General features: G+C 71.4%; 22 protein-coding genes. 13 read left to right on the top strand and 9 right to left on the bottom strand.

Features of this window, described 5'->3' with window-relative positions; genetic code table 11:
• The first annotated feature begins 14 nt into the window (after positions 1–14).
• Positions 15–494 (top strand): hypothetical protein, encoded by a 480-nt coding sequence (locus ABGB14_RS41035; RefSeq protein ID WP_347649268.1) that lies wholly within the window; start codon positions 15–17, stop codon positions 492–494.
• A 76-nt stretch (positions 495–570) separates the two neighbouring features.
• On the opposite strand, the gene ABGB14_RS41030 is transcribed toward ABGB14_RS41035, so the two are convergent.
• On the bottom strand, positions 571–1,914 hold the full coding sequence (locus ABGB14_RS41030) for an aminotransferase class I/II-fold pyridoxal phosphate-dependent enzyme (protein WP_347649267.1): 1,344 nt from the start codon (positions 1,912–1,914) through the stop codon (positions 571–573).
• Between the two features lie 30 nt (positions 1,915–1,944).
• Between ABGB14_RS41030 and ABGB14_RS41025 the strand changes: the two genes are divergently transcribed.
• From ABGB14_RS41025 to ABGB14_RS41005, 5 genes are read left to right on the top strand one after another with little or no spacing between them, the layout of a single operon-like run.
• Complete coding sequence (locus ABGB14_RS41025; RefSeq protein ID WP_347649266.1) at positions 1,945–2,784, top strand: ATP-binding cassette domain-containing protein; 840 nt, start codon at positions 1,945–1,947, stop codon at positions 2,782–2,784.
• A gap of 46 nt (positions 2,785–2,830) precedes the next feature.
• A complete protein-coding gene (locus ABGB14_RS41020; protein ID WP_347649265.1) occupies positions 2,831–3,133 on the top strand; it encodes a hypothetical protein in 303 nt (100 codons plus the stop codon).
• A gap of 5 nt (positions 3,134–3,138) precedes the next feature.
• Positions 3,139–4,305: an N-methyl-L-tryptophan oxidase gene (solA, locus tag ABGB14_RS41015; RefSeq protein ID WP_347649293.1), complete on the top strand. Its 1,167-nt coding sequence runs from the start codon at positions 3,139–3,141 to the stop codon at positions 4,303–4,305.
• On the top strand, positions 4,302–5,330 hold the full coding sequence (locus ABGB14_RS41010; protein WP_347649264.1) for a hypothetical protein: 1,029 nt from the start codon (positions 4,302–4,304) through the stop codon (positions 5,328–5,330). The genes solA and ABGB14_RS41010 overlap by 4 nt, the downstream gene beginning before the upstream one ends.
• Complete coding sequence (locus ABGB14_RS41005) at positions 5,309–6,829, top strand: aldehyde dehydrogenase (protein WP_347649263.1); 1,521 nt, start codon at positions 5,309–5,311, stop codon at positions 6,827–6,829. The genes ABGB14_RS41010 and ABGB14_RS41005 overlap by 22 nt, the downstream gene beginning before the upstream one ends.
• A gap of 186 nt (positions 6,830–7,015) precedes the next feature.
• Here ABGB14_RS41005 and ABGB14_RS41000 read toward each other — a convergent pair whose 3' ends face one another.
• The gene (locus ABGB14_RS41000; protein WP_347649262.1) at positions 7,016–8,221 is read right to left on the bottom strand and encodes a cytochrome P450; all 1,206 of its coding nucleotides are present in this window, start codon (positions 8,219–8,221) and stop codon (positions 7,016–7,018) included.
• A gap of 107 nt (positions 8,222–8,328) precedes the next feature.
• Between ABGB14_RS41000 and ABGB14_RS40995 the strand changes: the two genes are divergently transcribed.
• A complete protein-coding gene (locus ABGB14_RS40995) occupies positions 8,329–11,490 on the top strand; it encodes a BTAD domain-containing putative transcriptional regulator (RefSeq protein WP_347649261.1) in 3,162 nt (1,053 codons plus the stop codon).
• 20 nt (positions 11,491–11,510) lie between these two features.
• Here the strand turns inward: ABGB14_RS40995 and ABGB14_RS40990 are convergent, their stop codons facing one another.
• Positions 11,511–12,311: an NAD(P)-dependent oxidoreductase gene (locus ABGB14_RS40990; protein WP_347649260.1), complete on the bottom strand. Its 801-nt coding sequence runs from the start codon at positions 12,309–12,311 to the stop codon at positions 11,511–11,513.
• Between the two features lie 99 nt (positions 12,312–12,410).
• Entirely contained in the window at positions 12,411–12,866 is a 456-nt protein-coding gene (locus ABGB14_RS40985) for a hypothetical protein (protein ID WP_347649259.1), read from the bottom strand.
• A 130-nt stretch (positions 12,867–12,996) separates the two neighbouring features.
• Between ABGB14_RS40985 and ABGB14_RS40980 the strand changes: the two genes are divergently transcribed.
• Positions 12,997–13,764 carry a class I SAM-dependent methyltransferase gene (locus tag ABGB14_RS40980; protein ID WP_347649258.1) on the top strand — a complete coding sequence of 256 codons (768 nt, stop codon included), beginning with the start codon at positions 12,997–12,999 and terminating at the stop codon, positions 13,762–13,764.
• Positions 13,765–13,809: 45 nt separating this feature from the next.
• On the opposite strand, the gene ABGB14_RS40975 is transcribed toward ABGB14_RS40980, so the two are convergent.
• From ABGB14_RS40975 to ABGB14_RS40960, 4 genes are all read right to left on the bottom strand, one after another.
• Positions 13,810–14,460 (bottom strand): 1,4-alpha-glucan branching protein, encoded by a 651-nt coding sequence (locus tag ABGB14_RS40975; protein WP_347649257.1) that lies wholly within the window; start codon positions 14,458–14,460, stop codon positions 13,810–13,812.
• 118 nt (positions 14,461–14,578) lie between these two features.
• Complete coding sequence (locus ABGB14_RS40970) at positions 14,579–14,938, bottom strand: hypothetical protein (RefSeq protein WP_347649256.1); 360 nt, start codon at positions 14,936–14,938, stop codon at positions 14,579–14,581.
• A gap of 312 nt (positions 14,939–15,250) precedes the next feature.
• The gene (gene helR, locus ABGB14_RS40965) at positions 15,251–17,398 is read right to left on the bottom strand and encodes an RNA polymerase recycling motor ATPase HelR (protein ID WP_347649255.1); all 2,148 of its coding nucleotides are present in this window, start codon (positions 17,396–17,398) and stop codon (positions 15,251–15,253) included.
• 216 nt (positions 17,399–17,614) lie between these two features.
• Positions 17,615–18,553, bottom strand: a complete 939-nt coding sequence (locus ABGB14_RS40960) for an aldo/keto reductase (protein ID WP_347649254.1) — start codon at positions 18,551–18,553, stop codon at positions 17,615–17,617.
• Here ABGB14_RS40960 and ABGB14_RS40955 point away from each other — a divergent pair.
• Entirely contained in the window at positions 18,552–19,157 is a 606-nt protein-coding gene (locus ABGB14_RS40955) for a TetR/AcrR family transcriptional regulator (RefSeq protein ID WP_347649253.1), read from the top strand. The two genes, ABGB14_RS40960 and ABGB14_RS40955, sit on opposite strands and share 2 nt — an antisense overlap.
• On the opposite strand, the gene ABGB14_RS40950 is transcribed toward ABGB14_RS40955, so the two are convergent.
• Entirely contained in the window at positions 19,154–20,356 is a 1,203-nt protein-coding gene (locus ABGB14_RS40950; RefSeq protein WP_347649252.1) for an ROK family transcriptional regulator, read from the bottom strand. The two genes, ABGB14_RS40955 and ABGB14_RS40950, sit on opposite strands and share 4 nt — an antisense overlap.
• Before the next feature lie 204 nt (positions 20,357–20,560).
• On the opposite strand from ABGB14_RS40950, the gene ABGB14_RS40945 reads away from it, so the two are divergent.
• Genes ABGB14_RS40945 through ABGB14_RS40930 form a run of 4 tightly spaced genes read left to right on the top strand, consistent with a single transcriptional unit; the run spans position 20,561 to position 25,796 of the window.
• Positions 20,561–21,871, top strand: a complete 1,311-nt coding sequence (locus tag ABGB14_RS40945; RefSeq protein ID WP_347649251.1) for a sugar ABC transporter substrate-binding protein — start codon at positions 20,561–20,563, stop codon at positions 21,869–21,871.
• Complete coding sequence (locus tag ABGB14_RS40940; RefSeq protein ID WP_347649250.1) at positions 21,868–22,782, top strand: sugar ABC transporter permease; 915 nt, start codon at positions 21,868–21,870, stop codon at positions 22,780–22,782. Before ABGB14_RS40945 ends, ABGB14_RS40940 begins: the two co-directional genes overlap by 4 nt.
• Positions 22,779–23,630 (top strand): carbohydrate ABC transporter permease, encoded by an 852-nt coding sequence (locus ABGB14_RS40935; RefSeq protein WP_347649249.1) that lies wholly within the window; start codon positions 22,779–22,781, stop codon positions 23,628–23,630. Before ABGB14_RS40940 ends, ABGB14_RS40935 begins: the two co-directional genes overlap by 4 nt.
• 51 nt (positions 23,631–23,681) lie before the next feature.
• The gene (locus ABGB14_RS40930) at positions 23,682–25,796 is read left to right on the top strand and encodes an alpha-galactosidase (RefSeq protein WP_347649248.1); all 2,115 of its coding nucleotides are present in this window, start codon (positions 23,682–23,684) and stop codon (positions 25,794–25,796) included.
• The last annotated feature ends 11 nt before the right edge of the window (positions 25,797–25,807 follow it).

The following is a 25,807-nucleotide window of genomic DNA, read 5'->3' as shown; positions in this document are numbered from 1 at the left end:
TGGGAGGACATGTCGTGTCTCGGACGTACCGGCGCATACTCGCGCGTACCGGCGTGGCCTGTGGCCTCGGGCTCGCCTCGATCATGTCCGTGGCCTCGCCCGCCTCGGCCCACACCCTGAGCCAGGCCGTCGTCAGCGAGCAGGGGTGCGGCTGGGCGAACGGCGCCTACACGCAGCTCACCAGGGAGGATCTCTGGGACAACAAGAACAACATGCCCCTGGGCGAGGTCTACGTGTTGTGGAACGGCACCTATCAGGAGAACTGCGTGGTCACCCTGAGAGTCGGCCGGGCCGACGGCGTCGCCAGCTACACGGAGGCCGTCTTGGAGCGTCAGGGCATGAAGACCATCAAGGACGAGGGCAACTACGCCCACTACGCGGCGGCCAGCGGCAAGGCCGCCGGCACGTGCATCAGGTGGACGGGATCCATCGGGGCCATCTACGGCGGAGGGATCGACAGCACCACCTCCCTCGGGTGGAAGTACTGCGACTGACAGGCCTGCCGGTGCATGAGCCGAGGTGACCGGATTCAGCGGCCCGTAGGGCGGTGCCACCCTGCCGCGGGGCGGCTCAACCGCGGCGCGCGGCGCGCGGCTGCAGGGCGTGGAAGATGTCATCGGCCAGCCGCGGCGTTTCGGAGACGTCGAGGGTCGAGGTGGTGACGCGCAACCCTGGGGGACAGGTCTTGCGATAGCCACCGCCCGGGCTGACCGCCCAGCCGCGATGCGCCAGGTCGAGGGCGGCCCGACCCTCGTCGGCGACCGGGATCCACACGTTGAGACCGGTGGCTCCGTGCGCTTCGATGCGTTTGCGCCGCAGCTCGCCCAGCAGCGCCAGGCGGCGGGCGTCGTAGGTGTCCCTGGCGTGCTTGAGCTGCCGGCGGATCGACTGGTCGGTCAGGGCGTGGACGACGGTGCGCTGCAGGACGTGCGACACCCAGCCAGGGCCGAGGGCGTGCCGGCCGAGCACCCGGGCGAACAGGTGCGGGTCCGCAGCGACAATGGCCAGGCGGAGGTCCGGGCCGAGCGACTTGGCCACCGATCGCGCCACCGCCCATCGCCTGACTTTGCCCGCCAGCGTGGAGCGCGCCGGCTCCACGAGCGACAGGTGGTGGTCCTCGAGGACGACGAGGTCCGGCCACTCGGCGAGCACCCTGGCCAGCTCGCCGGCGCGCTCGTCGGTCAGGCCCGCTCCGAAGGGATTCTGCGCGCTGGGGGTGTGGATGAGCGCTGCCGCTCCGCGTTGCATCGCCTCCCGTACGCCGTCGGGACGCAGGCCCTCGTCATCGACCCGGACCGGCACGGCCTGCAGCCCCATGGCGCGTAGCAGGTCGAACAGGTCGGGGTAACCGGGGTCCTCGACGATGATCCGGTCGCCGGGCCGGCAGCTCACGAGCAGCGCGCGCTCGATCAGGTCGAGAGCGCCGCTGGTGACGCCCACGTGATCGGGGGCGACGTCGATGCCGAGATCGTGGAACTGGGGGAGGGTCAGGTTCCGCAGGTCGGAGTCGATCATCGCCTGGCCGTACAGCCGCGGGATGTCGTTCTCCTCGGCGACCGCGTGCAGGGTGGATCGCAACGTCGGCAGGAGCGCGCGGTCGGGGCCGCCGTGACTGAGGTCGACCCCCGGTGGCCGGGCGGACGGCGCAGGGCGGGGCGTCACATCGAGCTTCAGCGGCGGCACCGGGGCGATGGTGCTGCCCCGCCGGTCATTCGTGACGATCACGCCGCGCTGTCGCAGTTCGGCGATCGCGGCCACCACGGTCGAGGCGCTGACCCCGAGGTGGCGTGCCAGCACCCGCACGGAGGGAAAGGCCTGCCCGGGCTCCAGCTCGCCGGCGCTGACCGCCCGTTCGACGCTGTGCATGAGGTCCTTCTTGCTGCGTCCCGTGATGACGTTCTGCCAATCCGCCATGGTTCCTCCTGATCGCCAAGCCTACGGGCTATGCGTGCCGGCATCTTGACCGCTGTGCAGCGCACGTGCTTCTATGGCAGTACAGATTGTAATCTGTACCAGTACAAGGCCCTTGCCGCAGCGTCCGGCGCACCGGCGCCTTCCTGTGCTTCGAGGTCGAAGATCGCACCGCCGCACCGCCTCTGCCACGAGATGCCGGCTTCGACGACGAGCACGGTCGCGGCCTGCGGGTGCTCGACGCGATCGCCTGCCGCTGGGGAGGCGAAGGCTCCCCGCACGGAAAGACCGCCTGGTTCGAGCTTCTCGCCGGGGCGGATCTCCGACCGTCGCGCCGGGCGCCTCCGGGAAGCGGGCGGCGGCTGGATCTGGCCTCCGTCAGAAGCTCGCCAAACTCTGGCGTCTTCCTCGGGCAACGTATTGACCTGGGCTTTCCATCGGTGGAAGTATGAACCGAACAGTTTTCCTACTGTACCAGTACAGAGGGGCGCAGTGGACGGCGCGTGCACGCGGGTCGGCCTCCAGGAGAAGGCGGACGAGCATCCGGCCCGGCTGTCCGGAGGGCAGCAGCAACGGGTCGCCATCGCCAGGGCCCTGGCCATGGAGCCCGAAGTCATGCTGTTCGACGAGGTCACCAGCGCGCTCGACCCGGAGCTGGTCACTGACGTGCTGGACGTCATGCGGCGGCTCGCCGAGGGCGGCATGACCATGGTGGTCGTCACCCACGAGATGTCCTTCGCCAGGGACGTCTCCGACGACGTGCTGTTCATGGACGGCGGGGTGGCGGTGGAGCGCGGCGACCCCGCCACGGTGTTCACCGACCCGTCACACGAACGCACCCGGCGTTTCCTGGACCGGGTCCTCCGCCCCTGAGCCATATCACCACGACCACATCCACCCACGAGCAGCGAGGAACGTCATGATCGCCCGTATCTGGCACGGCACCACCCCCGTCGACAAGTCGGCCGACTATCTGAGGTTGATGCGCGAGGTCGCAATCCCCGACTACCGCTCCACCCCGGGCAACCGGGGCGCCTACGTGCTCCATCGAGAGTCCGGCGGGGTGGCCCACTTCCAGATGTTGACATTCTGGGACTCCGAGGATTCGGTCACGGCCTTCGCCGGCGACGACGTCACCGTCGCCAAGTACTACGACTTCGACGACGCCTATCTCCTGGAGAAGGAACCACGCGCCGTCCATTATGAGCTCCACGACGCGTGAGCATCATGCCGCAGAACGCACCGGATGTTCTCGTCGTGGGCGGCGGCGTGGCGGGAGCCGCCACCGCCGCCGCCGCGGCCAGGCGCGGTTTGCGCACCACGCTGGTCGAGCAGTTCCACCTCGGGCACCGGCACGGAAGCTCTCATGGACCTTCAAGAATCATCCGCCTCGCCTACGACGGCGCCCCTTACGTGGCACTCGTCCGGGAGGCCTACGAGCTGTGGCGAAGCCTGGAGCGCCGAAGCCGGCAGCGGCTCCTGCTGCCGACCGGCGGCCTCGACATCGGCCTCGCCGGCACCCCGTCGCTGCGGGACACCGCGAAGACGATGACGGACTGTGCCGTCCCCTTCGAACCGTTGTCGTCGGCCGACCTCGCTGGCCGGTTCCCGCACCTGTGCGTCGAACCGGAGATGGAGGGCCTGTACCAGCCGGACGCGGGAGTGCTGGACGCCGACGCGTGCGTTCGGGCCCTGATGGAGGACGCGCGGGCGCACGGCGCGACCATTCGCGAGCGGGCGCGAGTGACCCGGCTTGAACCCGTTCCCGGCGGAGTGGCCGCCCAGGTCAACGGCGCATCCTTGCACGCGGGCGTGGCCGTGGTCGCGGCCGGCTCCTGGACCGGCCGGCTCCTGGACCAGCTGGGCCGGCCGGTCCCGCTGACCGTGACCCGCGAACAGGTCGCGTATTTCGCAACGAACGGCACCGCGTGCGCCCCCAGCCGTTTCCCCATCACCATCGAGCACCGGGCGAGCGGCCCTCCGATGATCTCGATGTTCCCTGAGCTGACGCCGGGCGGCGGCGTGAAACTCATGCTCGATCGCAACGGCCCCGAGATCCTGGCCGAGGACTTGTCCGACACCGTGTACGCGCCCGCCCTGGCCTGGCTCATGACGTACGCCGCCCGCAGGCTGCGCGGGCTCGGAAGGGTCGTCCACGCGGAGACCTGCCGGTACACCATGACCCCCGACGAGGACTTCATCCTCGACCTGCTGCCCGGCCACCCGCAGATCGGGATCGCCTCGGCGTGCTCGGGCCACGGCTTCAAGTTCGGCCCGGTCGTGGGGGAGACCATGGTCGACCTCGTCACCATGGGGAAGACCGCGCGTCCCGTCACCGGATTCTCCCTGGACCGCCCGGCACTCGCCGCCGACCGGACGTGGAAGCGGTCATGATGCCACCTCCGTGGCCGGACACGGCCACCATCGACGCGTCGGGGGACCTGCGGCTGGCCGGTATCCCGCTCGGTGCCGTCGCCGAGGAGTGCGGGACGCCGGTGTACGTGTTCGACGCGGCCACCTTCGCGCGGCGCGCGGCGAGCTACCGCGACGGACTGGCCGCGCACTACCCGGGTGAGGCGGAGGTTCACTACGCCTGCAAGGCCTTCCTCAACGTCGCCGTCGCGCAGTTGGTGTCGCGGCACGGCCTGCACCTCGACGCGGTGTCCACCGGTGAGGCCCAGGTCGGCCTGCACGCCGGCGTCCCCGGCCGCCGCATCCACCTGCACGGCAACGCCAAGACCGACGACGAACTGCGCCTGGCCCGGCGCCTCGGCGTGGGCACGATCATCGCCGACAACCTGCCCGGGCTGCGCGGCATCGCCGCGGTTGCGCGCGAAGGCGGCGAACTGAGGGTCATGCTGAGGCTCGCGCCGGATGTCGCCGCGAACACACATCCCCACATCGCCACAGGAGCGGCCGCTTCAAAGTTCGGCATCCCCCTCGAACGGTTGCTCGACGCCGCCCGGATCATCGCGAGCGAGCCGAAGCTCCGCTACGAAGGGCTCCACTGCCACATCGGGTCGCAGATCACCGACCTGCTGCCGTACCGCGCCGCAGTGCGGGTGCTCCTCGCCGCGGCCGGCACCCTGCGCCGGCGGTACGGGTGGACGACCCGCCGTGACGTACACGTGCCCGAATTGCGCAATGGAGACGTGCTCGCCGTACCGGCCGCGGGGGCGTACACGCTGTCCATGGCCTCTGCCTACAACCACGTGCCGCGCCCGCCCGTGGTCCTCGTCCAGGACGGGCACTCGCATCTGATCACGCGGCGGGAGACCCATCGGGACCTCATGGCTCGCGACAACTGCCTGCCTGATCCGCCGATCGCGGGCCCATCAGGACCTGATCCCGCCATTGCGACGACCCAGAACCCCCATCGCCACACAGGAGTGCATGCATGTTGCTCGATCGAGACGTAGCCGAGATCGCTGCCATGGCCGGGTGTGTCCGGCCCGAGACGCGAGCCTTCATCGACGGCGAGTACCGGTCCGGAACGCTCGAGCAGACCTTCCCGACCGAGAACCCGGCCACCGGCGACATCGTCGCCAAGGTCGTGTTCTGCACCGGCGAGGACGTGGACGCGGCGGTCAGATCGGCCCGTGCGGCGTTCGAGGACGGCCGCTGGTCCCGCAGGTCGCCACGCGAGCGCGGCAGGGTCCTGCTGCGCTTCGCGGACCTCATCGACGAACACCGCGAGGAACTGGCGCTGCTGGAGACCCTGGACACCGGCAAACCGATCCGCGACGCGCTGACCGGCGACATCGCCAAGTCGGCTGAGATGACCCGCTGGTACGCCGAGGCCGCGGACAAGATGTACGGCGAAACGGCGCCGACGCGGGCCGACGTCCTGGCCGTGGTGCGGCGCGAACCGCTCGGGGTGATCGGCTGCGTCACGCCCTGGAACTTCCCCCTCTACCAGGCCGCCTACAAACTCGGCCCCGTCCTGGCGACCGGCAACAGCCTCGTGCTCAAGCCCGCCGAGCAGACGCCGCTGACGACTGTCAGGATCGCCGCGCTGGCCGCGGATGCCGGCCTTCCGCCGGGGGTGCTGAACGTCGTGCCAGGAGACGGGCCGACCACGGGAGCGGCGCTCGGCCGCCATCCCGACGTCGACTGCCTCGCCTTCACCGGCTCCACCTCGACGGCACGCCGCTTCCTCGCGTACTCCGCCGAGTCCAACGCCAAGAAGGTCTGCGTGGAGGCCGGCGGCAAGTCCCCCCACATCGTGTTCCCGGACGCCGGCGACCTGGACGCCGTCGCCGAGGCGGCGCTCTGGGGCATCTTCTACAACCAGGGACAGGTGTGCAGCGCGGGCAGCCGGCTGTTCGTGCACCGCCGAATCATCGACGACCTGCTGCCGCGCATCCTCGAACGTGCCCGCGCACTGCGCATCGGTGACCCGCTCGACCCGCACACCCAGATGGGAGCGCTCATCAGCGCGGAGCACAAGCAACGCGTGCTGCGTTACATCGAGCGCGGTCACGCCGAAGGAGCACGGCTGCTCACCGGCGGCCACGAGCTGCTCGCCGGGACCGGCGGCCACTTCCTCGCGCCAACGGTGTTCGACAGGGTCGCCAACGACATGATCATCGCCCAGGAAGAGATCTTCGGGCCGGTCCTGTCCGTGCTCTCCTTCGACGACGTCGACGAGGTCGTCCGGCTCGCGAACGACACCGTCTACGGGCTGGGCGCCGGAGTGTGGTCGCGGGACATCGACCTGGCCCTGCACGTGGCGGGACAGTTGCGGGCGGGACAGGTGTGGGTGAACAACTACGACGCCAGCGACTGGACGGTGCCATGGGGCGGGTTCAAGCAGTCCGGCACCGCGCGGGACAAATCCCTGCACGCCCTCGACGAGTACACCGCGGGCAAGGCGACCTGGATCCAGATCCGGCCGTCCGCGCTGGGGTCGGTCTGAGGGCCGGGCAGGCTGACGGCGCCGCCGGCCGTTCGGCAGCGCGCGTCGAGCCGCGCCCTCCGACCAGGGCGCGGCCTGAGAGGCTTCGGGGTCACGCCGGCACGGAGGGCCAAGGAGAGCGACCAGCTGCTCCGCTGCCGGCGGATCCCCGGTTAGTCGAGATCCCGAACCGGTTCATGGTCGCCGTCAGCCGGCGGTGTCCCAGGTGACCGGGAGGCTCTTGACCCCGTAGATGTCGGCGGTCTCCGGGCGCAGGGCGACCTCCTCGGCCGGTACGGCCAGGCGCAGGGTGGGGAAGCGGGCGAGCAGCGCGGTGAAGGCGACCCGCATCTCCACCCGGGCCAGCTGCTGGCCCAGGCACTGGTGGATGCCGTGGCCGAAGGCCAGGTGCCCGCCGTCCTGCCGGCGCAGGTCGAGAGTGTGGGGGGCGGCGAAGCGTTCGGGGTCGCGGTTGGCGACGTTGTACTGCAGGATGACCGCCGTACCGGCCTTGATGGTGTGGCCGCCCAGCTCGACGTCCTCCAGCGCGGTGCGCATGAACATCTTGGCGACGCTCAGATACCGCAGCAGCTCCTCCACGGCCCGGTCGGCGAGCGCGGGATCGGCGCGCAGCGCGGCCAGCTGCGCCGGGTTGCGCAGCAGCGCGAACGTGCCCAGCGCCAGCATGTTCGCGGTGGTGTCGAACCCGGCCGACAGCAGGATCAGGGCGATCCCGCGTAGCTCCTCATCGGTCAGGTCGCTGTCGAGCAGGTCGCTGAGCACGTCGTCGGTGGGGTCGGCGCGCTTTGCGGCGACCAGTTCCGCGAGGTACTGCTGGGTCGCGGTGTAGGCCGCGATCAGGTCCTCGTCACTGGCCTCCCCGCCGAGGAACTTGTCGATGTGCTCCTGGAAGGAACTCCGGTCCTCGTACGGCACGCCCAGCAGCTCACAGATGATGACGGCGGGGATGGGCTTGGCGAAGGCGGTCACCAGGTCCGCCGGCGGCCCGGCCTGCTCCATGGCGTCCAGGTGCTCGGTGGTGACCTGCTGGACGCGCTCGGTGAGCAGTCGCATCCGCCGCACGGTGAACTTGCCCACCAGCGGTTTGCGGTAGCGGCTGTGCCGCGGCTCGTCCATGAGGAGGAACTCGCCGGGCGGCGCCGGAGGGACCTCGATGTCGCCGTAGTCGATGATCGGATGGTGGCGCATGAGCTCCTTGCGCGAGCTGAACCGCGAGTCGGCCAGGACCGACCGGACCAGGTCATAACCGGTGACCAGCCAGCCCTGGTGTCCGTCGGGGAAGGGGAGGCGGCTGATCGGGCCGTGCTCGCGGGCCTCGATCAGCTCTGCCGGCGGGTCGAACGGACAGCCGGGCCGGCGGGCGGTCGGCATGGCGGAGACGGTGTGTTCCATGGGTCCCACCCTCGCCGACGGCTCTGATATCGGGCTGTCGCCGTGCTGACACGGCCGCTGACAGGCCGCGGCCGGACCGGCTCGGGAGGCCGTCGCGGTTGGGCAGAATGGCTGATGTGCGCGTCGACTTGCTGGGACCGTTCGCGGTGCGCGACCGCGACGGGGCCGTCGTGGAGGTTCCTGGCGTCCGGTTGCGCGCGCTGCTGGCAGCGCTCGCCCTCCACGCCGGCCGGATCGTCACCCGGGCGAGGCTGGTGGACTGGATCTGGGGGCACCGGCCGCCCGCGGACGAGGTGAATGCTCTGCAGGCGCTGGTGTCCAGGCTGCGCAGGGTGTTGCCGGAGGGCGCGATCGAGGCGGAGTCGGGCGGCTACCGGCTGGCCGTGGCTCCCGACGCCGTGGACGTGTGCCGGTTCGAGCAGCTGGTCGGCCAGGCCCGTGCCGCCGAGCCCGCGGCGCGGGCGGAGCTGCTGCGCTCGGCCCTGGCGCTGTGGCGCGGCGCGCCCATGGCGGACATCGCCCTGCAGGGCGGCGACACGTTCGACGCCGCCGTCGCGCGCCTGGAGGAGCTCCACGTCGCCGCGCTCGGGGATCGGGTGGATGCCGACCTCCGCCTCGGCCGTGGTTCGGAGCTGGTCTCCGAGCTGACCGGGCTGGTCGCCGCGTACCCGCTGCGGGAGGGGTTCGTGGCCGCCTTGATGCGGGCGCTCGCCGAGGCCGGGCGCGGGAACGAGGCGTTGACCCTCTACCAGCGCACCCGCGAGCGGCTCGCTGAGGAGCTGGGGGCCGACCCGTCGGCCGAGCTCTCCGCGCTGCACACCGCGGTGTTGCGGGGCGAGCTGGGCGAGCGGGCGGAGCACCGCAGGACCAACCTGCGCGCCGAGCTGACGAGTTTCGTCGGCAGGGACGATGAGCTCTCCGCGGTCGCGGGGCTGGCCGCCAGGCACCGGCTGGTCACGTTGACGGGGGCGGGCGGCTCCGGCAAGACCAGGCTGGCCACGGAGACCGCGCGGACGATGCTCTCCGAGCTGCCGGACGGGGCGTGGCTGGTCGAGCTGGCCTCGGTACGCGCGGGTGGGGAGCTGGCGCAGGCCGCCCTCACCGCGATCGGCCTGCGTGACCAGCCGCTGCTCGGTGGCGCGCGGGGCGGGGAGGCGATGGATCGGCTCGTCGCCGCGGTCCGCGAGCGCTCGATCCTGCTGGTCCTGGACAACTGCGAGCACGTGATCGAGGCGGCCGCGGCTTTCGCCGATCGGCTGCTGGGGGAGTGCCGCAGGTTGCGGATCCTGGCCACGAGCAGGGAGCCGCTCGGCATCACCGGGGAGGTGCTGTGGCAGGTCGAGCCGCTCGCGCTGCCCGCGAAGGAGGCGGACCCGTCCGAGGCCGGCGCCTCGCCCTCGGTGCGGCTGCTGCGGGACCGCGCGCATCTGGTGCGCAAGGACATCGGCTCCGACGCGCGCACCCTGGCGGCCATGGCCCGGATCTGCCGGGCGCTCGACGGGGTGCCGCTGGCGATCGAGCTGGCCGCGGCGCGGCTGCGCACGATGTCCGTCGATCAGCTGGCACGCCGGCTCGATGACCGTTTCCGCCTGTTGACCGGAGGCAGCCGTACGGCGCTCGCCCGGCACAGGACGCTCCGCGCGGTCGTGGACTGGAGCTGGGACCTGCTGACCGAGGCCGAGCGCGGCGTGCTGCGCCGGTTGTCGGTGTTCGCCGGCGGCGCGAGCCTGGAAGCGGCAGAACGGGTGTGCCGGGACGAGGCGGTCACCGGGGAGCAGGTGCTCGAACTGCTGACCGCGCTGATCGAGAAGTCGCTGCTGCTCGCAGAAGACGGCGACGGCGCGCCGCGCTACCGGATGCTCGACACCATCAGGGAATACGCGGCGGCCCGGCTCGCCGAGGCAGGGGAGACCGAGGCGGCGCGCCGGGCGCACCTCGCCTACTTCACCGAGCTGGCCGAGACGGCCGATCCGCACCTGCGCCGGGCCGGGCAACTGGAATGGTTGTCCACGCTGGAGGCCGAGCACGACAACATCAGCGCGGCCCTGCGCGGGGCGATCGCCGCGGGACGGGCCGAGGAGGCGATGCGGCTGGTCGGGGTGGCGGGCTGGTACTACTTCCTCAGCGGGCACAGGGCCGAGGGCGCCGAGCTGGGCATCGCGGCGACCGCGCTGCCCGGAGAGGTCGACGACGAGGTGCGGGCGCTGGCGTACCTCATGGTGTCCGTGTTCATGACCTCCGGGGTCAGCGGCGACCAGTACCAGGCGCGGGAGTGGATCCAGGAGGCGCACCGGTACGCCCGGCGCAGCGGGTCGCGCCATCCGCTGCTCGCGTTCGCCAGGGTGCTGGAGCTGACGCTGCAGGGCCCGGCTGAGCTCCTGCCCGCGTTCGAGCCGCTCATCGCCGGTGACGATCCCTGGGTGCGGGCGCAGGCCAGGCTCACGCGTGGCCGGTTCCGGCTCACGCTCGGCGGCGACGAGACCGACGTCGACACCGACGCCGAGACCGCCCTTTCCGAGTTCCGCACGCTGGGCGACCGGATGGGGATCTCGCTGGCGCTGACCTTCCTGGCCGATCGGCTCGCCACGCGCGGCGAGCTCGTACGCGCGTGCGAGCACTACGAAGAGGCGGTCGTGGCGCTGACCGAGGTGGGCGCGACCGAGGACGTGGTCGGCGTGGGGGCGCGGCTGGCCCAGCTCTACTGGCTGCTCGGCGATGAGCGGGCCAGCATGGCCGCCATGGCGGAGGCGCAGCGGTGCGCGGGCGGGATCGCCTGGCCGGACGCGCTCGTCGAGCTGGCGCTCTCGAAGGCGCAGCTGGCGCGCTGGCGCGGCGAGCCGGACAATGTGCGCGAGCACCTGGCCACGGTGCGGGCGGTGCTGGGCGACGCGGAGATGACCGACACCGTCCGCGCCATGACCATGCACCTGTACGCCTACCTCACCGACGATCTCGAACAGGCCCGCGCCTATCGGGCCGAGGCGTTGCGCGCCGCCCGGTCCACGGAGCGCACCTATCCACCGACGATCGCCGAGATGTTGATCGGGATCGCGGATCTCGCGCTGCGCCAGGGACAGTACGAGCAGGCCGTGCGCCTGCTCGCGGCGAGCGACGGCGTGCGCGGCACGCCGGACCGTTCGCAGCCGGACGCCTCCCGGATCGCCGCGGAGGCGCGGAACCGCCTCGGCGAGACCGTGTTCGCCGAGGCGACCCGTGACGGCGGGCGGAGGGACTGGCGCGAGCTGGCCGCGATCACCCTCGCTTCGTGAACGAGGCGCGCCGGGAGCCGTCAGCGCGGGTCGAGAGCGTGCCGGATCGTGTAGTCGGCGGTGGCGTAGACGCCGCCCTGCAGCGGGTCACCGGCGAAATAGTCGCTCACTCCGGGGATCCGGTCCGCATAGACCTCCGCGTCATCCTGCGGCTGATAGCCGAGTTGCTCGTCGAGCTCCCAGAAGCGGCGGGTGTTGGCCGAGACCGCGTAGGCCGCCGTGAAGGTGATGCCCGGACAGGTCAGGGCGGACCAGACGAACCCGGCGCAGTCGCGCGGGCTGAGCCAGGTGGCCAGGTGCCGGGGGTCGGTCGGCTCGGGTTCGAGGCTGCCGATCCGCAGGCACACCACCTCCATGCCGAACTTGTCGGCGTACAGCCGCCCCAGAGCCTCCACGGCGACCTTGCTGACGCCGTACAGGCCGTCGGGGCGGGGCGGCAGCTGGGGCGAGACGGTTCGCGCGGCCGGATAGCAGCCGGTCAGCCGGTTGCTGCCGGCCAGGACCACGCGCCCTACCCCTGCCCGCCGCGCCGCCTCGAGGACGTGGTGAGAGCCGAGGACGTTGCCCTCCAGCAGGTCGGCGAGCGGCGCCTCGTCCGGCACCCCCGCCAGGTGCACGACCGCGTCGGCGCCGCCGATGACCGACATCGCGTCCTCGACGCCGGCCAGCGACGTCCTGCGGATCTCCTCGTTCGGCCCTCGATCGGTCACCGCCACCCGGTCGACCGAGACCAGCCTGCGCAGCCGCCGGCGCAGCGGCTCGCGCAGCACACTTCCGACCCGTCCGGCGGCGCCGGTCAGAACAACCGTCTCTATCGTCATGAACGGCAGTATGCCCACGTTCGACATGAGGAAGGGCCCCGGGGAATCCGAGGCCCTTCGCCACCGCGTGCCGTTCAGGACGGTTCGCGGATCAGGACGTCACACCCTCCAGGTGCTGGTGCACTTGGCCGCGCTGCCACCGAGGCCGGGCTGCTTCGTGCAGGCCTTGTACAGCCAGTTGGCCTTGGCCCGGTGTGCCTGGCTGTAGGTCGTGTTCTTGATCGACAGCGGGTGCGGCGAGTCCTGCCACTTCCCCTTCGAAGGGTCGTAGACCGACAGCCAGAGATGGTTGCCGTTCGCTCCGGAGTTCTTCGGGACGCGAGCCCAGATGTAGGTGTTCGCACCCCACTTACCCGAACGGAGCTGCAGCGTGTAGGTCTTCTTGGCGACGGTGACGCTCTTCGTCGTCAGGTTGCCGACGCCTGTGGCGTACCTCGGCGCGTCCTTCGACCAGTAGCCCGCCGCCTGGGCACTGGAGGCGGCCATGACGAGCGCGGCCGACGCCGCCAGGGCGACAGTTCCCACGGACGCGATGCGCCCCACGATTTTCCGCATTGCGTGCGATCTCTCCTTCTCCCGGCCCGATGGGTCCGGGTGCATCGACTCCGGCCGGTCAGACGTTAGGGAAGGGCGGTATATCGGCGGTATGCCGCTGAGCCCGGGGGCTTGTGCCAGGATGCTCGGCATGTCCAATCGCGCTTTGAGCTTCGGGGTGATGGCGGAGGCCTACGAACGGTTCCGCCCGGGCTATCCGGCGCGGCTGGCCGACATGGTGATGGCGTACGCGGCTCAGCCCGTTCTGACCGCCCTCGAGATCGGCGCCGGCACAGGCAAGGCGACCCGCCTCTTCGCCGAGCGAGGGATCATCGTCACCGCGACCGATCCCGACGGGGCCATGCTGGCCGAACTGCGCAAGCACGTGCCTGCGAGCGTCAGCACCGTGCGGGCCGCGTTCGAGGACCTGCGACCCGGCGAGACGTACGGGCTGGTCTATGCGGCGGCGGCGCTGCACTGGACGGACCCGGAGGAGCGGTGGTCCCGCGTGGCCGCGCTGCTCGGGCCGGGCGGCGTGTTCGCGTCGTTCGGCGGTCCTGTCCGGCTGGCTGACCCGGCTGTGGAGGAGGCCGTTCGCGTGGCACGGTCGCCGTTCCTGGCCAGCGACGAGGTTCCGTCTCCCGACGGGACGCCTCCGGAGGAGGCCATGCAGTGGCCGGGTACGGAGCTCCAGCGGTCGCCGTGGTTCGCCGATGTCCGGCAGTCCGTGGTCGAGCGGCGGTTGACGATGAGCGCCCGCGACTATGTCGGCTATCTCTCGACCGTCTCGGCCTATCTCGTCCTGCCGGCCGTGGAGCAGGAGCAGGTGTTCAGCCGGATCATGCGGGCGCTGCCCGCGACGGTCGAGATCGCCGCCGACATCACCGTCCACGTCGCGAGGCGGCGCCGGGAGCTCTAGTCCGCACTGCGTGAGGCACGCTCATTCCCGGCGGCGCGCGGAGACCTACGTACGAGGGTGCAGGACGACGAACAACCCCCGGGCCCGGGAGCCGTCCGGCATCCGCCAGGAGCCGGCGACGTGGCCGAGCGCCTGCGGTGGAAGGGAAGACGCGTCGTCCGGCGAAGGACGCAGGGCCCGGTGCAAGCGGAGGGCCGTAGCCTGCGACGCGGGCAGCAGGGTGCCGTCCTGGTCGTCGGTGGCGGTGGTGAAGCCGGTGAGGCCGGCACCGCTGTAGGACCGGGTGACCTCCCGGTCGGGGGTGTCGCTGGTGTTCTGGTCCTGGGCCTGGACGCGGCCCTCGATAAGGGCCTCCAACTGGGCGAGGAGCACATGGTCGTGGCAGCCGTCGTAGGCCCAGCGCCGCCCCAGCACGCCGTGTTCCATGGTGCCGATGAGGGCGTGCTCAGCCCCGTCGAGCGGGCCGCCGCGATAGGTGAGCGGCACCAGGTAGTTGGTCAGGTGGGCGCCGGAGGCATCGGTGACCACCATGAACTCGATTCCCACCGCACCCTGCGGGTCGTCCAGCCGGAAGCCGCCGGCCTTGGACAGATGAGGTGCGCCCGCCCCGCCGAGATACCACGGCCGGGAGGGGAGCCAGGAGGTGAGAAGCTCCAGCTTGGTCGGCTTGAGGGCGGTACGGTGGATGACGGCCATACCGGGGGTTCTCCTCCGCTGCGGGTGTACGGTCTGAATGGTCGTTGCCGGCGGACCACGAGTTCCGGTCCGGGTCCTCGGAGATCGCGGTCCGGCCATCGTGCCACGTCGTCCTGGCTTACGCGTCGCCAGGGTCGCGCAGCGCCAGTGCCTGGGCGTCGGCCAGCCCTCTGCGGGCCGCGATGCGGCGCCGGGCCCGCACCTGCGCGCTCGTGCGCGGGCGGTATTTCGGCTCGCTCCCGCAACCGCACGTCTCGAAGCCTTCGTACCGCAGTCCCGCTCCCAGCACGGCCGCGACGGCCGCCCATTCGCGGTCCTTCGTCCTGCGCGGCGCGGCGAAGTCGTGGCCGGCGAAGATCATCGGCTGGCGGCAGCGCGTGCACAGGTGCTCCGCGCCGTCCCAGGCCAGTTTGCGGCTCTGCCGGCACGGGACGCACACATAGTGGACCTTGTAGGTGACCTCCGCGTATGTGCACACAGGCCCAGAGTACTCGTGTCCGTCCGGGTGATCCGCTTGGTGCATGATCGTCCCCAAGGTTGGGCCGCAGCGGTTGGCAGGGAGGCACGGGAATGTCGGAACGCGTCGCAGCGATGGACGACATCGTCACGTCCGCAGCGCGCACCCGTGCTTCGACCTGGGGCGGCGGCAGGCGTACTGGAGACTTCGCGCGATCATGTACGAGCTTCGGGATCCGGACGAGATGGCGGCCGAAGGGATGGCGTCGGATGTGAAGGAGTACTGCTTCCAGTTCTGGCCGATCCCCCGGCCGGCCTGATCGGCGCGCCGGCGTCAGGCGCTCGTGAGGATGACGAGCCGGCTGGTCGCCCGGGTCATGGCGACGTAGCGGTCGACCGCTCCTTCGACGCCCGTGCCGAACGCCTCCGGGTCGACGAGTACGACGAGGTCGAACTCGAGCCCCTTGGCCAGCTCCGGGGTCAGTGACCGGACGCGGGGCGCCTCCGGGAATGCGGGGTCGCCGATGACGCAGGCGGTCCCGTCGGCGTGGGCGGCGAGCCAGGTGTCGAGGATCGAGCTCAGGTCCGCGGTGGATCCGTGGACGACGGGGACGCCGCTGCTGCGGATGGAGGTCGGCACGTTGGCGTCCGGGAGTACGGCCCGGATGACCGGCTCGGCCTCCGCCATGATCTCTTCCGGCGTCCGGTAGTTGATGCTCAGCGAGGCCAGGTCGACGCGGTCGAGCCCGATCCGTCCGAGCCGTTCCTGCCACGACTCCGTGAACCCGTGCCTGGCCTGGGCGCGGTCCCCGACGATGGTGAAGCTCCTGGACGGGCAGCGCAGCAGCAACATCTGCCATTCCGCGTCGGTCAGTTCCTGGGCCTCGTCCACGACGATGTGGGCGAACGGGCCGGCGAGCAGGTCGGGTTCGGTGCCGGGCAGCGCGTCCTCGTCCACCAGGGCGTCCCGCAGGTCCTGTCCGTGCAGCATCGTCACGACGCCTTCGCCGTCGTCGTCGGCCTCGAGCAGGTGGTCGACGACGCCGGCCATGCGCTCGCGTTCGGCGGCGACGGACGCTTCCCTGCGGCGCCTCTGCCGTGACGCCTCCGGGTCGCCGAGCCGTTGCCGTGCCGCGTCGAGGAGCGGCAGGTCGGACACCGTCCAGGCCTGGGCGTTGTCGCGCTGGAGCCGCAGGACGTCTTCGCGGCCGAGCCAGGGGGCGCACTTCCGCAGGTAGGCCGGCACCGTCCACAGGTCTCCGACCAGGTCGGACGCCTCGATCAGCGGCCATGCGCGGTTGAAGGTCGTGAGCAGCTCCCTGTTCTGCAGCAGCGACCTGCGGAGCAGGTCGGGGGAGACGTCGCCGTCGTGCTTGCCGGCCAGGATCGTGAGCAGTTCCTCCCAGATCCGGTCACGGGCCTCGTTGTGCGGGGTGCCGGGTTCCGGCGCTTCGAACGCCTCGGCCCAGTCGTCGGCGCTCAGCCAGATGTCGGACCAGTGGGTCGTGACCGACATCCCCTCGGTGGGCGGGTTCTCGTAGAACCTGACGGCCGGCTCGATCGCCTTGACCAGGTCCGCGGACGACTTCAGGCGGGCCACCTCCGGGTCGGCCTCGATCGCCGCGGCGGCCCCCTCGGCGACGAGGTCCCGCAGGGTGCAGGTCTGTACGCCCTCCTCCCCGAGGCTGGGCAGCACGTCGGAGACGTAGGCCAGGTAGGGCTGGTGGGGGCCGACGAACAGCACGCCGCCCCGGCGGTGGCCGAGGCGCGGGTCGGAGTAGAGGAGGTAGGCGGATCGGTGCAGGGCGACGACGGTCTTGCCCGTGCCGGGACCGCCGTCGACGACGAGAGCGCCGCGGGATCCGGCGCGGATGATGGCGTCCTGGTCGGCCTGGATGGTGCCGAGCACGTCGCGCATCCGGGGCGAGCGGCTGCCGCCCAGGCTGGCGATGAAGGCGGACTGGTCGTCGAGCGCGGCGTGCCCGTCGATCTGGTCCGGGGTGAACACCTCGTCCCAGTAGTCGCTGATCCGGCCGCGGGTCCAGCGGTATCTCCGGCGGCTGGCCAGGCCCATCGGGTTGGCGTGGGTGGCGCCGAAGAACGGCTCGGCCGCGGGGGAGCGCCAGTCGATCAGCAGCCGGCGGCCGGCGCTGTCCGTGAGGCCGAGCCGTCCGACGTACACGGGCTCGGGGTTGTCCGCGCCGACCATGTGCCCGAGGCACAGGTCCAGGCCGAAGCGGCGCAGGGCGCGCAGGCGGGCGGTCAGCCGGTGGATCTCCAGGTCCCGGTCCAGCGCCTGCCGCCCCTTGCCGCCGGGGGCCCTGCGCTCGGCTTCGAGGCGGTCGGACAGTTCGGCGATCGACTGCTCGAGGCTCTCGGCGATGGCCGCGAAGTGCCGCTCGTCGCCGGCGATCAGCGCCGGGTCGGCCTTGGGGGCGAGGTGGCCCGGAAGGTCAAACGCGCTGGTGGTCAGCGGGTTCACGTCATCAGCTCCGATCTGAGGGTGCGCGGACCAACCCGTACGCCGGCGACGGCACCCGCACTTCGTGTCCCCCGTTCGCGCAGGGTGTTCTGGCCTTGGCCGACGATTGTGCGGCACGACCCGGGTCTTGCCGCAAGCCCCCCGCTGCGCTATAGGTTGAAAGTGGAAAGGAGCCGGAGTCCCCTTTCCACTCCTGATGACCTCTTCCGGTGTGCTTCAGAGCCGTATGTCGGCGGAGCGTGACGGCACGGCGTCGAGCGCGGCCAGCGTCGCGTCGTCGAAGGTGATGGCGCCGGCGGCGACGTTCGCCTCGAGGTGGACGGGGTTCGCGGTGCCGGGGATGAGCAGCACGTTCGGGGCGTGCCGGAGCAGCCAGGCGAGGCCGGCCTGTGACGGGGTGCAGCCGATGGACTCGGCCGCGTCGCGGACCGCCGGCTCGTCGGTCACCTTCGGCATCTGCGGGAATGCGCCGCCGAGCGGAAAGAACGGCACCCAGGCGATCCCCTCCTCGGCGCAGAGCCGGACCAGGTCCTCGTCGTCGCGCGTCACGAGGCTGTACGCGTTCTGCACGCAGGCGATGCCCGCCGGGAGCGCCCTGCGCAGCCCGTCGAGGGTCACGCTGCCCAGGCCGATCGCGCCGATCTTGCCTTCGTCGCGCATCGCCGTCAGCACCGCGAGCTGGTCGTCGAGGTCGACCACCTGGTCACCTTCGGCCCGGATGCCGGGGCCGATGTCGAGCCGCCGGAGGTTCACGACGGGGAGCTGGTCGAGGCCGAGGCTCCTGAGGTTGTCCTCGACGCTCGCCCTGAGCTCCTCGGGACGCTGCGCGGTACGGAGCGGGAGGGGGCCGTCGGGGTCGGGGTCGGCGCCGATCTTGGTCACGACGACGACGCCGTCCTCGGGGCGGATGGCTTCGCGGATGAGCCCGTTGACGAAGCCGTCGCCGTAGAACTGGGCCGTGTCGATGTGGTCGATGCCGAGGTCGACGGCGCGGCGGAGCAGCGCGACGGCCGCGCTCCGGTCGCCGTGCAGGCGCTCGAGCTGCATCGCGCCGTAGCCGACCCGGGAGACGGTGTGGCCGGCGAGCCGGCCGGAGCCGCCGGGACGCGGGACGCCGGTGGCCGTGACGTCGAGGGACGAGGTGCCGGTTGGCATGGACAGCGCCGGCCGTCCTGTCCGCGCCCATGCCCGGCGCAACCGCGAGCGCCTCATCGCCGTCGCGCGGGCCACCTTCGCGGCCGCGGAGGGCTCCGTCTCGCTCGAGGGCATCGCCCGGGACGCCGGCGTCGGGATCGGCACGCTCTATCGCCACTTCCCCACCCGCGAGGCCCTCGTCGAGGCCGTCTACGCCGCCGAGCTCGACGACGTCACCGCGAGCGCCTCCACCCTGCTCGACGAGTCGCCGCCCGAGGTCGCGCTCCGCGCATGGATGGACCGTTACGCGGCGTTCGTCGCGACGAAGCGCGGGATGGTCGACACGCTCCGCGCCGGCTGGGCCTCCGGGCGGATCGCGACACCGACCACCAGGGAGCGCGTCACCGCCGCGCTCGGGATGATCCTCACGAGCGGCGCGCAGGCCGGCACGCTCCGCGCGGACGTCGATCCGGACGACGTCACCGCGATGCTCCTCGGGGTGTTCCTGTCCACGGCCGCGAGCGACAGGTGGGAGCAGACCGGCCGGCTGCTCGACCTGGTCATGGACGCGCTCCGCCCCTCGGGAGCGCCCACCCGGCCCCGCCCCGCCGGGGACGGACCCTAGTCGCTGCCGGTCACGAAACTCTGGATGGCGACCACGGCGCCGCCGCGGGCCCATTCACGGAAGTCGTCCGCCTCGATCACCACCTCGGCCGAGCCCGGCACGCCCCGGCGGTTCGCGGTGAGCGCCGCGTCGAGGTCGTCCTTGCCGACGCGGGCCAGTTCGACGCCCTCGCCCGCGAGGATCACGGTCTTCACCATGGAGATCGTCGTGATGTGCGCGATGAGCCTGCCAAGGGCCCGCGCGGCCTCGCGGACCACGCCCAGGCACACCTGGTCGCCGGCCGCGGCGCCCCGCATGACCTCCTCGTACGTCACCGCCCGCCGCAGCCCGAGCCCGGCGGAGATCTCGATCGAGTCGCTGGACAGGTACGCCGAGGCGCATCCGCGGTGACCTTCCGTGCACATGGGCCCGCCGGGGCTCAGCGCCAGGTGGGCGAACATGCCCAGGTCGGCCTCGGCCGCGGCCACGAGGTGGTCGTGCACGATGAGGGCGTAGCCGATGCCCGCGCCGATCGTGACCAGCGCGAAGTCGCGCAGGCCGCGTCCGGCGCCGAACCAGTGGTGCTGGTGGGCCAGCGCGGCCACGTCGTTCTTGACCACGCACGGGCGGCCGAGAGCCTGCTCCATCAGTGGCTCCAGCGCCACCTGCCGCCAGCCGAGGAACGGCGCGTCGATCAGCCGTTCGCGGCCGACGGGCGCGGAGCTGCGGGCGTCCCCGCCGATCGTGACCCCGGCGGCGACAATCTGCGTCCCGCCAGTCCCGCCAGTCCCGCCAGCCCCGCCAGCCCCGCCAGCCCTGCCGGTCCCGCCGGTCCCGTCCGTCAGGCCGTCCAGCAGCCGCCTGGCCTGGTGGCAGACGGCGTCGGGGGAGTGGTCGGTGATCGGCTCGTCGCGGGCGGCGACGACGCCGGCGCGCAGGTCGGTGATGACGGTGTGGATCCGGTCGGCGGTCAGCTTGATGCCGAGGAAGCGGTGCTCGCTCGCCGCGACGTCGAGCGGGCGGGTCGGCCGGCCGTTGACGGGGTCGTGCACCACGTCGCCCTCGACGAGGAGGCCGGCGTCGACCAGGGGTCTGGTCAGCCTGGTCAGGCTGCCGGTCGACAGGTGCAGGGTCTTGGCCAGCGCGGTCCTGGACTGCGGGCCGTGGATGATGAGCTCCTTGACGATGGAGCGTGCGGCGTCGGGCAGGGCGTCCCACATGCCGAACCATCTTCGGGGCGCAACACCCTTCAACGCCAGCCTCCCCAGATTTGACTTTGAGATAAAGCTAACATGGCGGTCCGATGACGATCTCCGTACATCAGCATGGTCCGATTTGTGGACAAGTAGTGACATGCGCCTCACTTGTTCTCTAGGTTGACTTTGTCGCGAAGCTATCTTTGCTTCGCCCCGAAGGAGGCGTGGATGGGTTTCAGAAGGGTCTCCGGCTCGATCGCGGTGCTCGGCACGGCCGTACTCCTGGCCGCATGCTCGTCAGGCACGAACGAGAGCGCCGGCACGCAGGCGGCCGGGACCGGCCCGGTCACGCTGCAACACTGGTGCTGGAGCGCGGGCCAGAAGGAGAAGGTCGAGGCCTTCAACAAGGCCCATCCGGACATCCAGGTGCGGCTCACCGACGTCGGCGGCGGCACCGACACCGCGACCAAGCTGGTCACGGCGAGCCGGGCGGGCAACGCCCCTGACACCGCGTGCCTGGAATACCAGACGTTGCCCGCCATGATCGTGGCCGGCGCGCTCGCCGACATCGCCCCCCACACCGGCGACGTCAAGGAGGCCTTCAGCCCCGAGGTGTGGACGCTCACCAGCTTCGACGGCGCCGTCTACGGCGTCCCGCAGGACGTCGGGCCGATGGTGTTCGTCTACAACAAGGAACGGTTCGACGAGCTGAAGATCAAGCCGCCCGTCACCTGGCAGGATTTCGCGAAGCTCGCCGCCGACGTGCGCAAGAAGGACCCCGAGGCATATCTCGCCACCTTCGCCCCCGCCGAGTTCGGCAACTTCGCCGGTCTCGCCCAGCAGGCCGGCGCGTCCTGGTGGAAGGTCCAGGACACGACCTGGACGGTCGGCATCGCCGACGCACCATCCCTGGAGGTGGCCGGCTTCTGGCAGGACCTCATCGACAGGGACCTGGTCAAGGCCGAGCCGCTGCTCACCCCCGAGTGGAACAACAAGCTCAACAAGGGCAAGATCCTCAGCTGGCCGAGCGCCCTGTGGGCTCCGGGCGTGCTGTACGGGATCGCGGAGGAGCAGGCCGGCGACTGGGCCATCGCGCCGCTGCCGCAGTGGAAGGAGGGCGACGACCGGGTGGCCTTCCAGGGCGGCAGCGCCATCACCGTCACCAAGGACTCCAAGCACGTCGAGGCCGCGGCCACGTTCGCCAAGTGGATGAACACCGACAAGACCGCCTACGACCTCCAGATCGCCGAGGGCGAATATCCGGCGTCGCTGGCCGGGCAGGAGGCGACGAGCAGCAGCGAGCCGCCGAAGCTGGTGTCCGGTCAGAAGGACTACTGGCAGGTCGCCGCCAAGGCCGCCCAGAGCACGATCCCGCACATCAGCTGGGGGCCGAACGTCAGCACCGCCGAGAGCGTGTTCAGGGACGCCGTGTCCGCCGCCGTCCGCGACAGGACGCCGCTGGCCGACGCGCTGAAGAAGACGCAGCAGGCCGTGGTCGACGACATGAAGTCCACGGGATTCAAGGTCGCCGGCTCATGACCGCCGGCACCGGCGCCCGCCGCAGGACGCGGGCGCCGTACCTGTTCGTCGCGCCGGCCGTCCTGCTGTTCGTGGCCTTCCTGGCGATCCCCATCGGGTACGCGCTCTACCTCAGCGTCCGCGGCCTGCGGCTGACCGGCAAGGGCATCTTCGGCACGCGCGAGGAGGTCTTCGTCGGGCTCGACAACTACGCCAGGACGCTGACCGACCCGGAGTTCTTCGCCGGCTTCGGCAGGCTCGCCCTCTACGGGCTGATCAGCGTGCCGCTGACGCTCGGGCTGGCGCTGCTGTTCGCGCTCTTGCTCGACTACGCGGGTGCGCGCGGCCGCCGGTTCTCGCGTACGGCGATCTTCCTGCCGTACGCCATCCCGGGCGTGACCGCCTCCCTGTTGTGGGGCTTCATGTACCTGCCCTCGACCAGCCCCTTCAGCTTCGTCACCCGGGAGCTGGGACTCGGCGAGATCCCGTTCCTGGGCGCGGGCGTCATCTACCCGTCGCTGGCCAACGTCGCGGTGTGGGGCGGCGTCGGCTTCAACATGATCATCATCTTCACGTCGCTGCGCGGCATTCCCGCGGAGCTGTACGACGCCGCCCGCATCGACGGCGCCTCGGAATGGCAGATCGCCTGGCGGGTCAAGATCCCGCTGGTGGCGCCCGCGCTCGTGCTCACCGGCCTGTTCGCGCTGATCGGCACCCTCCAGGTGTACGGCGAGCCGACCACGCTCAGCCCGATGACCACGGAGATCTCCCAAGCGTGGGTGCCGCTGATGCAGATCTACCGTGACGCCTTCGTCCGCGACGACCTTCCGCTCGCCTCGGCCGCATCCGTCCTCCTGGCCGTGGGCACGCTCGTGGTGTCGGTCGTGCTGCTGAAGGTCACCCAGAGGCGGGCGTTCGGAGGGATGCAGTGAGGGCCGCCGCGCTCCCGCACCAGCGGGCCAAGCTCCTGCCCACCGTCGTGCTGCTGGTCGGGGCGTTCTACTGCCTGGTGCCGGTCGTGTGGGTGATCGTGGCCTCCACCAAGTCGAGCGCCGAGCTGTTCTCCACGTTCACCTTCGCGCCGGGGACGGGGCTGCTGGACAACCTGCGCGACCTGTTCGCCTTCGGCGACGGCCAATATCTGCGCTGGGCCGCCAACAGCGCGCTCTACGCGGGCGTCGGCGCCGCCGCGTCCACCCTGATCTCCACGCTGGCCGGCTACGGCATGGCGAAGTACGACTTCCGCGGCCGGAGCGTGCTGTTCTACGCGATCCTGGCCGGCGTGCTCGTGCCCGGCATGACCCTGGCGATCCCGCAGTACCTCATCATGTCGGAGACGAACCTGGTCGGCAGCCACTGGTCGGTCCTGCTGCCCAGCCTCATCTCCCCGTTCGGCATCTACCTGGCCCGCGTGTACGCCATGTCGTCGGTGCCGGACGCCACGCTGGAGGCGGCCAGGATCGACGGGGCGAGTGAATATCGCATCTTCGGCTCCATCGGGCTGCCCATGATGCTCCCCGGCATGGTGACGATCTTCATGCTGCAGTTCGTGGGCATCTGGAACAACTTCCTGCTGCCGTACATCATGCTGTCGGACCAGGGGAAGTTCCCGATCACCGTGGGCCTGTACACCCTGCTGGCCAAGGGCTCCTCCGAGCCCGCCCTCTACGGCCTGGCCATCGTGGGCGCCGCCGTGTCGGTGGTCCCGCTCGTCGCGCTGATGTTGTTCCTGCAGCGGTTCTGGCGGCTGGACCTGCTCAGCGGAGGGCTCAAAGGGTGATCACCGGCGCAGCCGCGCCCGACCTTCGCACCGCCTAGCAGAAAGCCGTTCATGCACCTGCATCACTTCAGAGCCGCCGGCGTGTCCGTGGTCCTGGAATGCCCGCCCGACGCTTTGCCCGCGCTCCTGTACTGGGGGCCGGATCTGGGCGCGCTCGGCGAGGACGCCCTCGGGCACCTCGCGGCCGAGTTGCGGCCTCGGGCCGACCAGACCGTGGAGGTTCCGGTGCGCACGGCGCTGGTCCCCGAGGGGCGTACCGGATGGATGGGCATGCCCGGTCTGTCCGGACATCACCAGGGGGAGAACTGGTCTCCCGCCTTCACCGCCGTCACCTATGAGCGGGCGGGCCAGGGCGTCACCGCGACCGCCACGGACTCCCGCGCCCGGCTCGACCTCACGATCACCGTCGAGCTCGACCCTTCAGGGTTGTTGCGCGCGCGGGCGGAGCTGCGTAACCGGCACGGGCTGCCGTACACGCTGGACGCGCTCAACCTCGTCCTGCCCGTGCCCGGCAACCCCACCGACCTGCTCGACCAGGCAGGACGGTGGTCCAAGGAACGTATCCCGCAGCGGCGGCCCCTGACCGTCGGCACCCACCTGCGCGAGAACCGGCGCGGCCGCACCGGAGCCGACGCGGCCACGGTGCTGCTCGCCACCACAGCGGGCACCGGCTTCCAGCGCGGCGAGGCGTGGGGCCTGCACGTCGGCTTCAGCGGCAACCACCGGCACTACGCCGAGCGCACCGCCACCGGCCGGACCATGCTCGGCGGGGGCGAGCTGCTGCTCCCCGGCGAGATCATCCTGCGGACCGGCGAGACGTACGAGAGTCCCTGGATCTACGCCACCTACGGCCGCGGTCTCGACGAGGCGGCCCGCCGCTTCCACGCCCACCTGCGCGCCCGCCCCTCCCATCCGTCCACGCCGCGGCCCGTCGTGCTCAACACGTGGGAGGCCGTCTACTTCGACCATGACCTGGACCGCCTGCTCGACCTCGCCGAGCGCGCGGCCAGGGTCGGGGCCGAGCGGTTCGTGCTCGACGACGGCTGGTTCACCGGCCGCCGCGACGACAGCGCCGGGCTCGGCGACTGGCACGTCGACGCGGACGTGTGGCCCGACGGGCTGCACCCGCTGGTCGAGCGGGTCAGGAAGCTCGGCATGGAGTTCGGGCTCTGGCTGGAGCCCGAAATGATCAACCCGGACTCCGGCCTGGCCCGCGCCCACCCCGAATGGATCCTGCAGACCGGCGACCGCCTTCCCCCGCCCGCCCGGCACCAGCAGGTCCTCGACCTCACCAACCCCGCCGCCTACTCCCACATCAAGGAACGGCTGCTCGCCCTGATCACCGAGTACGGCCTCGACTTCATCAAGTGGGACCACAACCGCGACCTCGTGGACGCCGGGTCCACCATCCGCGCGGGCCGCGCCTCGGTCCACGCCCAGACCCTGGCCGTCTACCGGCTGCTCGACGAGATCCGCGCCGCCCACCCCCGGCTGGAGATCGAGTCGTGCTCTTCCGGCGGCGCCCGCGTCGACCTCGGCATCCTGGAGCGCACCGACCGCGTGTGGGCCAGCGACTGCATCGACTCCGTCGAACGCCAGCAGATCATGCGCTGGACCGCCCAGCTGCTGCCGCCCGAGCTGGTCGGCAGCCACATCGGCGCCGGCCGCTCGCACAGCACCGGCCGCCGCCACGAGCTGTCGTTCCGCGCCGCGACGGCCTTCTTCGGCCACTACGGCATCGAGTGGGACCTCACCGCGCTCACCGACGCCGAGCTCGACGAGCTGGCCGGCTGGGTCTCCCTGCACAAGCGGCACCGGCACCTGCTGCACACCGGCACGATGGTCCGGCTGGACGACGCCCCGGAAGGCGTGCGGGCGCACGGCGTGGTCGCCCCGGACGCGAGCGAGGCCCTGTACGAGATCGCCGTGCTGGACCGCCCGGCCACCTGGCCGCCAGGGTTCATCCGCCTTCCGGGCCTCGACCCGGACACCGTCTACCGCGTCCGCCCGCTCGTGCCCGTGACCTCACGCGGGGCCGCGCCCGCCTGGCTGTCCGGCGGCGCCGAGCTGCCCGGCTCGGCGCTGGCCGCCGCGGGCGTCGCCGTGCCGCCGCTGTTCCCCGAGCAGTCCGCCCTCCTCCACCTCCAGGCCGTGCCCCCGGCGTAGGGACCGTGCCG

It is taken from the genome of Nonomuraea sp. B10E15 (assembly GCF_039871615.1).
GTDB lineage: Bacteria > Actinomycetota > Actinomycetes > Streptosporangiales > Streptosporangiaceae > Nonomuraea.
The sequence above is the reverse complement of the archived record's forward strand: the minus strand, read 5'-3'. Positions and strand labels throughout refer to the sequence as shown.

Bases quoted from the DNA above. Each gene is read 5' to 3' on its own strand.
- ABGB14_RS40955 (WP_347649253.1), top strand. From the start codon at position 18,552: ATGGACAGCGCCGGCCGTCCTGTCCGCGCCCATGCCCGGCGCAACCGC.
- ABGB14_RS41005 (WP_347649263.1), top strand. From the start codon at position 5,309: ATGTTGCTCGATCGAGACGTAGCCGAGATCGCTGCCATGGCCGGGTGT.
- ABGB14_RS40950 (WP_347649252.1), bottom strand. From the start codon at position 20,356: ATGTGGGACGCCCTGCCCGACGCCGCACGCTCCATCGTCAAGGAGCTC.
- ABGB14_RS40940 (WP_347649250.1), top strand. From the start codon at position 21,868: ATGACCGCCGGCACCGGCGCCCGCCGCAGGACGCGGGCGCCGTACCTG.
- ABGB14_RS40995 (WP_347649261.1), top strand. From the start codon at position 8,329: ATGGCTGATGTGCGCGTCGACTTGCTGGGACCGTTCGCGGTGCGCGAC.
- ABGB14_RS40945 (WP_347649251.1), top strand. From the start codon at position 20,561: ATGGGTTTCAGAAGGGTCTCCGGCTCGATCGCGGTGCTCGGCACGGCC.
- ABGB14_RS41025 (WP_347649266.1), top strand. From the start codon at position 1,945: ATGCGTGCCGGCATCTTGACCGCTGTGCAGCGCACGTGCTTCTATGGC.
- ABGB14_RS41000 (WP_347649262.1), bottom strand. From the start codon at position 8,221: ATGGAACACACCGTCTCCGCCATGCCGACCGCCCGCCGGCCCGGCTGT.
- ABGB14_RS41030 (WP_347649267.1), bottom strand. From the start codon at position 1,914: ATGGCGGATTGGCAGAACGTCATCACGGGACGCAGCAAGAAGGACCTC.
- ABGB14_RS40980 (WP_347649258.1), top strand. From the start codon at position 12,997: ATGTCCAATCGCGCTTTGAGCTTCGGGGTGATGGCGGAGGCCTACGAA.
- ABGB14_RS40985 (WP_347649259.1), bottom strand. From the start codon at position 12,866: ATGCGGAAAATCGTGGGGCGCATCGCGTCCGTGGGAACTGTCGCCCTG.
- ABGB14_RS41010 (WP_347649264.1), top strand. From the start codon at position 4,302: ATGATGCCACCTCCGTGGCCGGACACGGCCACCATCGACGCGTCGGGG.
- ABGB14_RS40975 (WP_347649257.1), bottom strand. From the start codon at position 14,460: ATGGCCGTCATCCACCGTACCGCCCTCAAGCCGACCAAGCTGGAGCTT.
- ABGB14_RS41020 (WP_347649265.1), top strand. From the start codon at position 2,831: ATGATCGCCCGTATCTGGCACGGCACCACCCCCGTCGACAAGTCGGCC.
- solA (WP_347649293.1), top strand. From the start codon at position 3,139: ATGCCGCAGAACGCACCGGATGTTCTCGTCGTGGGCGGCGGCGTGGCG.
- ABGB14_RS40930 (WP_347649248.1), top strand. From the start codon at position 23,682: ATGCACCTGCATCACTTCAGAGCCGCCGGCGTGTCCGTGGTCCTGGAA.
- ABGB14_RS40960 (WP_347649254.1), bottom strand. From the start codon at position 18,553: ATGCCAACCGGCACCTCGTCCCTCGACGTCACGGCCACCGGCGTCCCG.
- ABGB14_RS40990 (WP_347649260.1), bottom strand. From the start codon at position 12,311: ATGACGATAGAGACGGTTGTTCTGACCGGCGCCGCCGGACGGGTCGGA.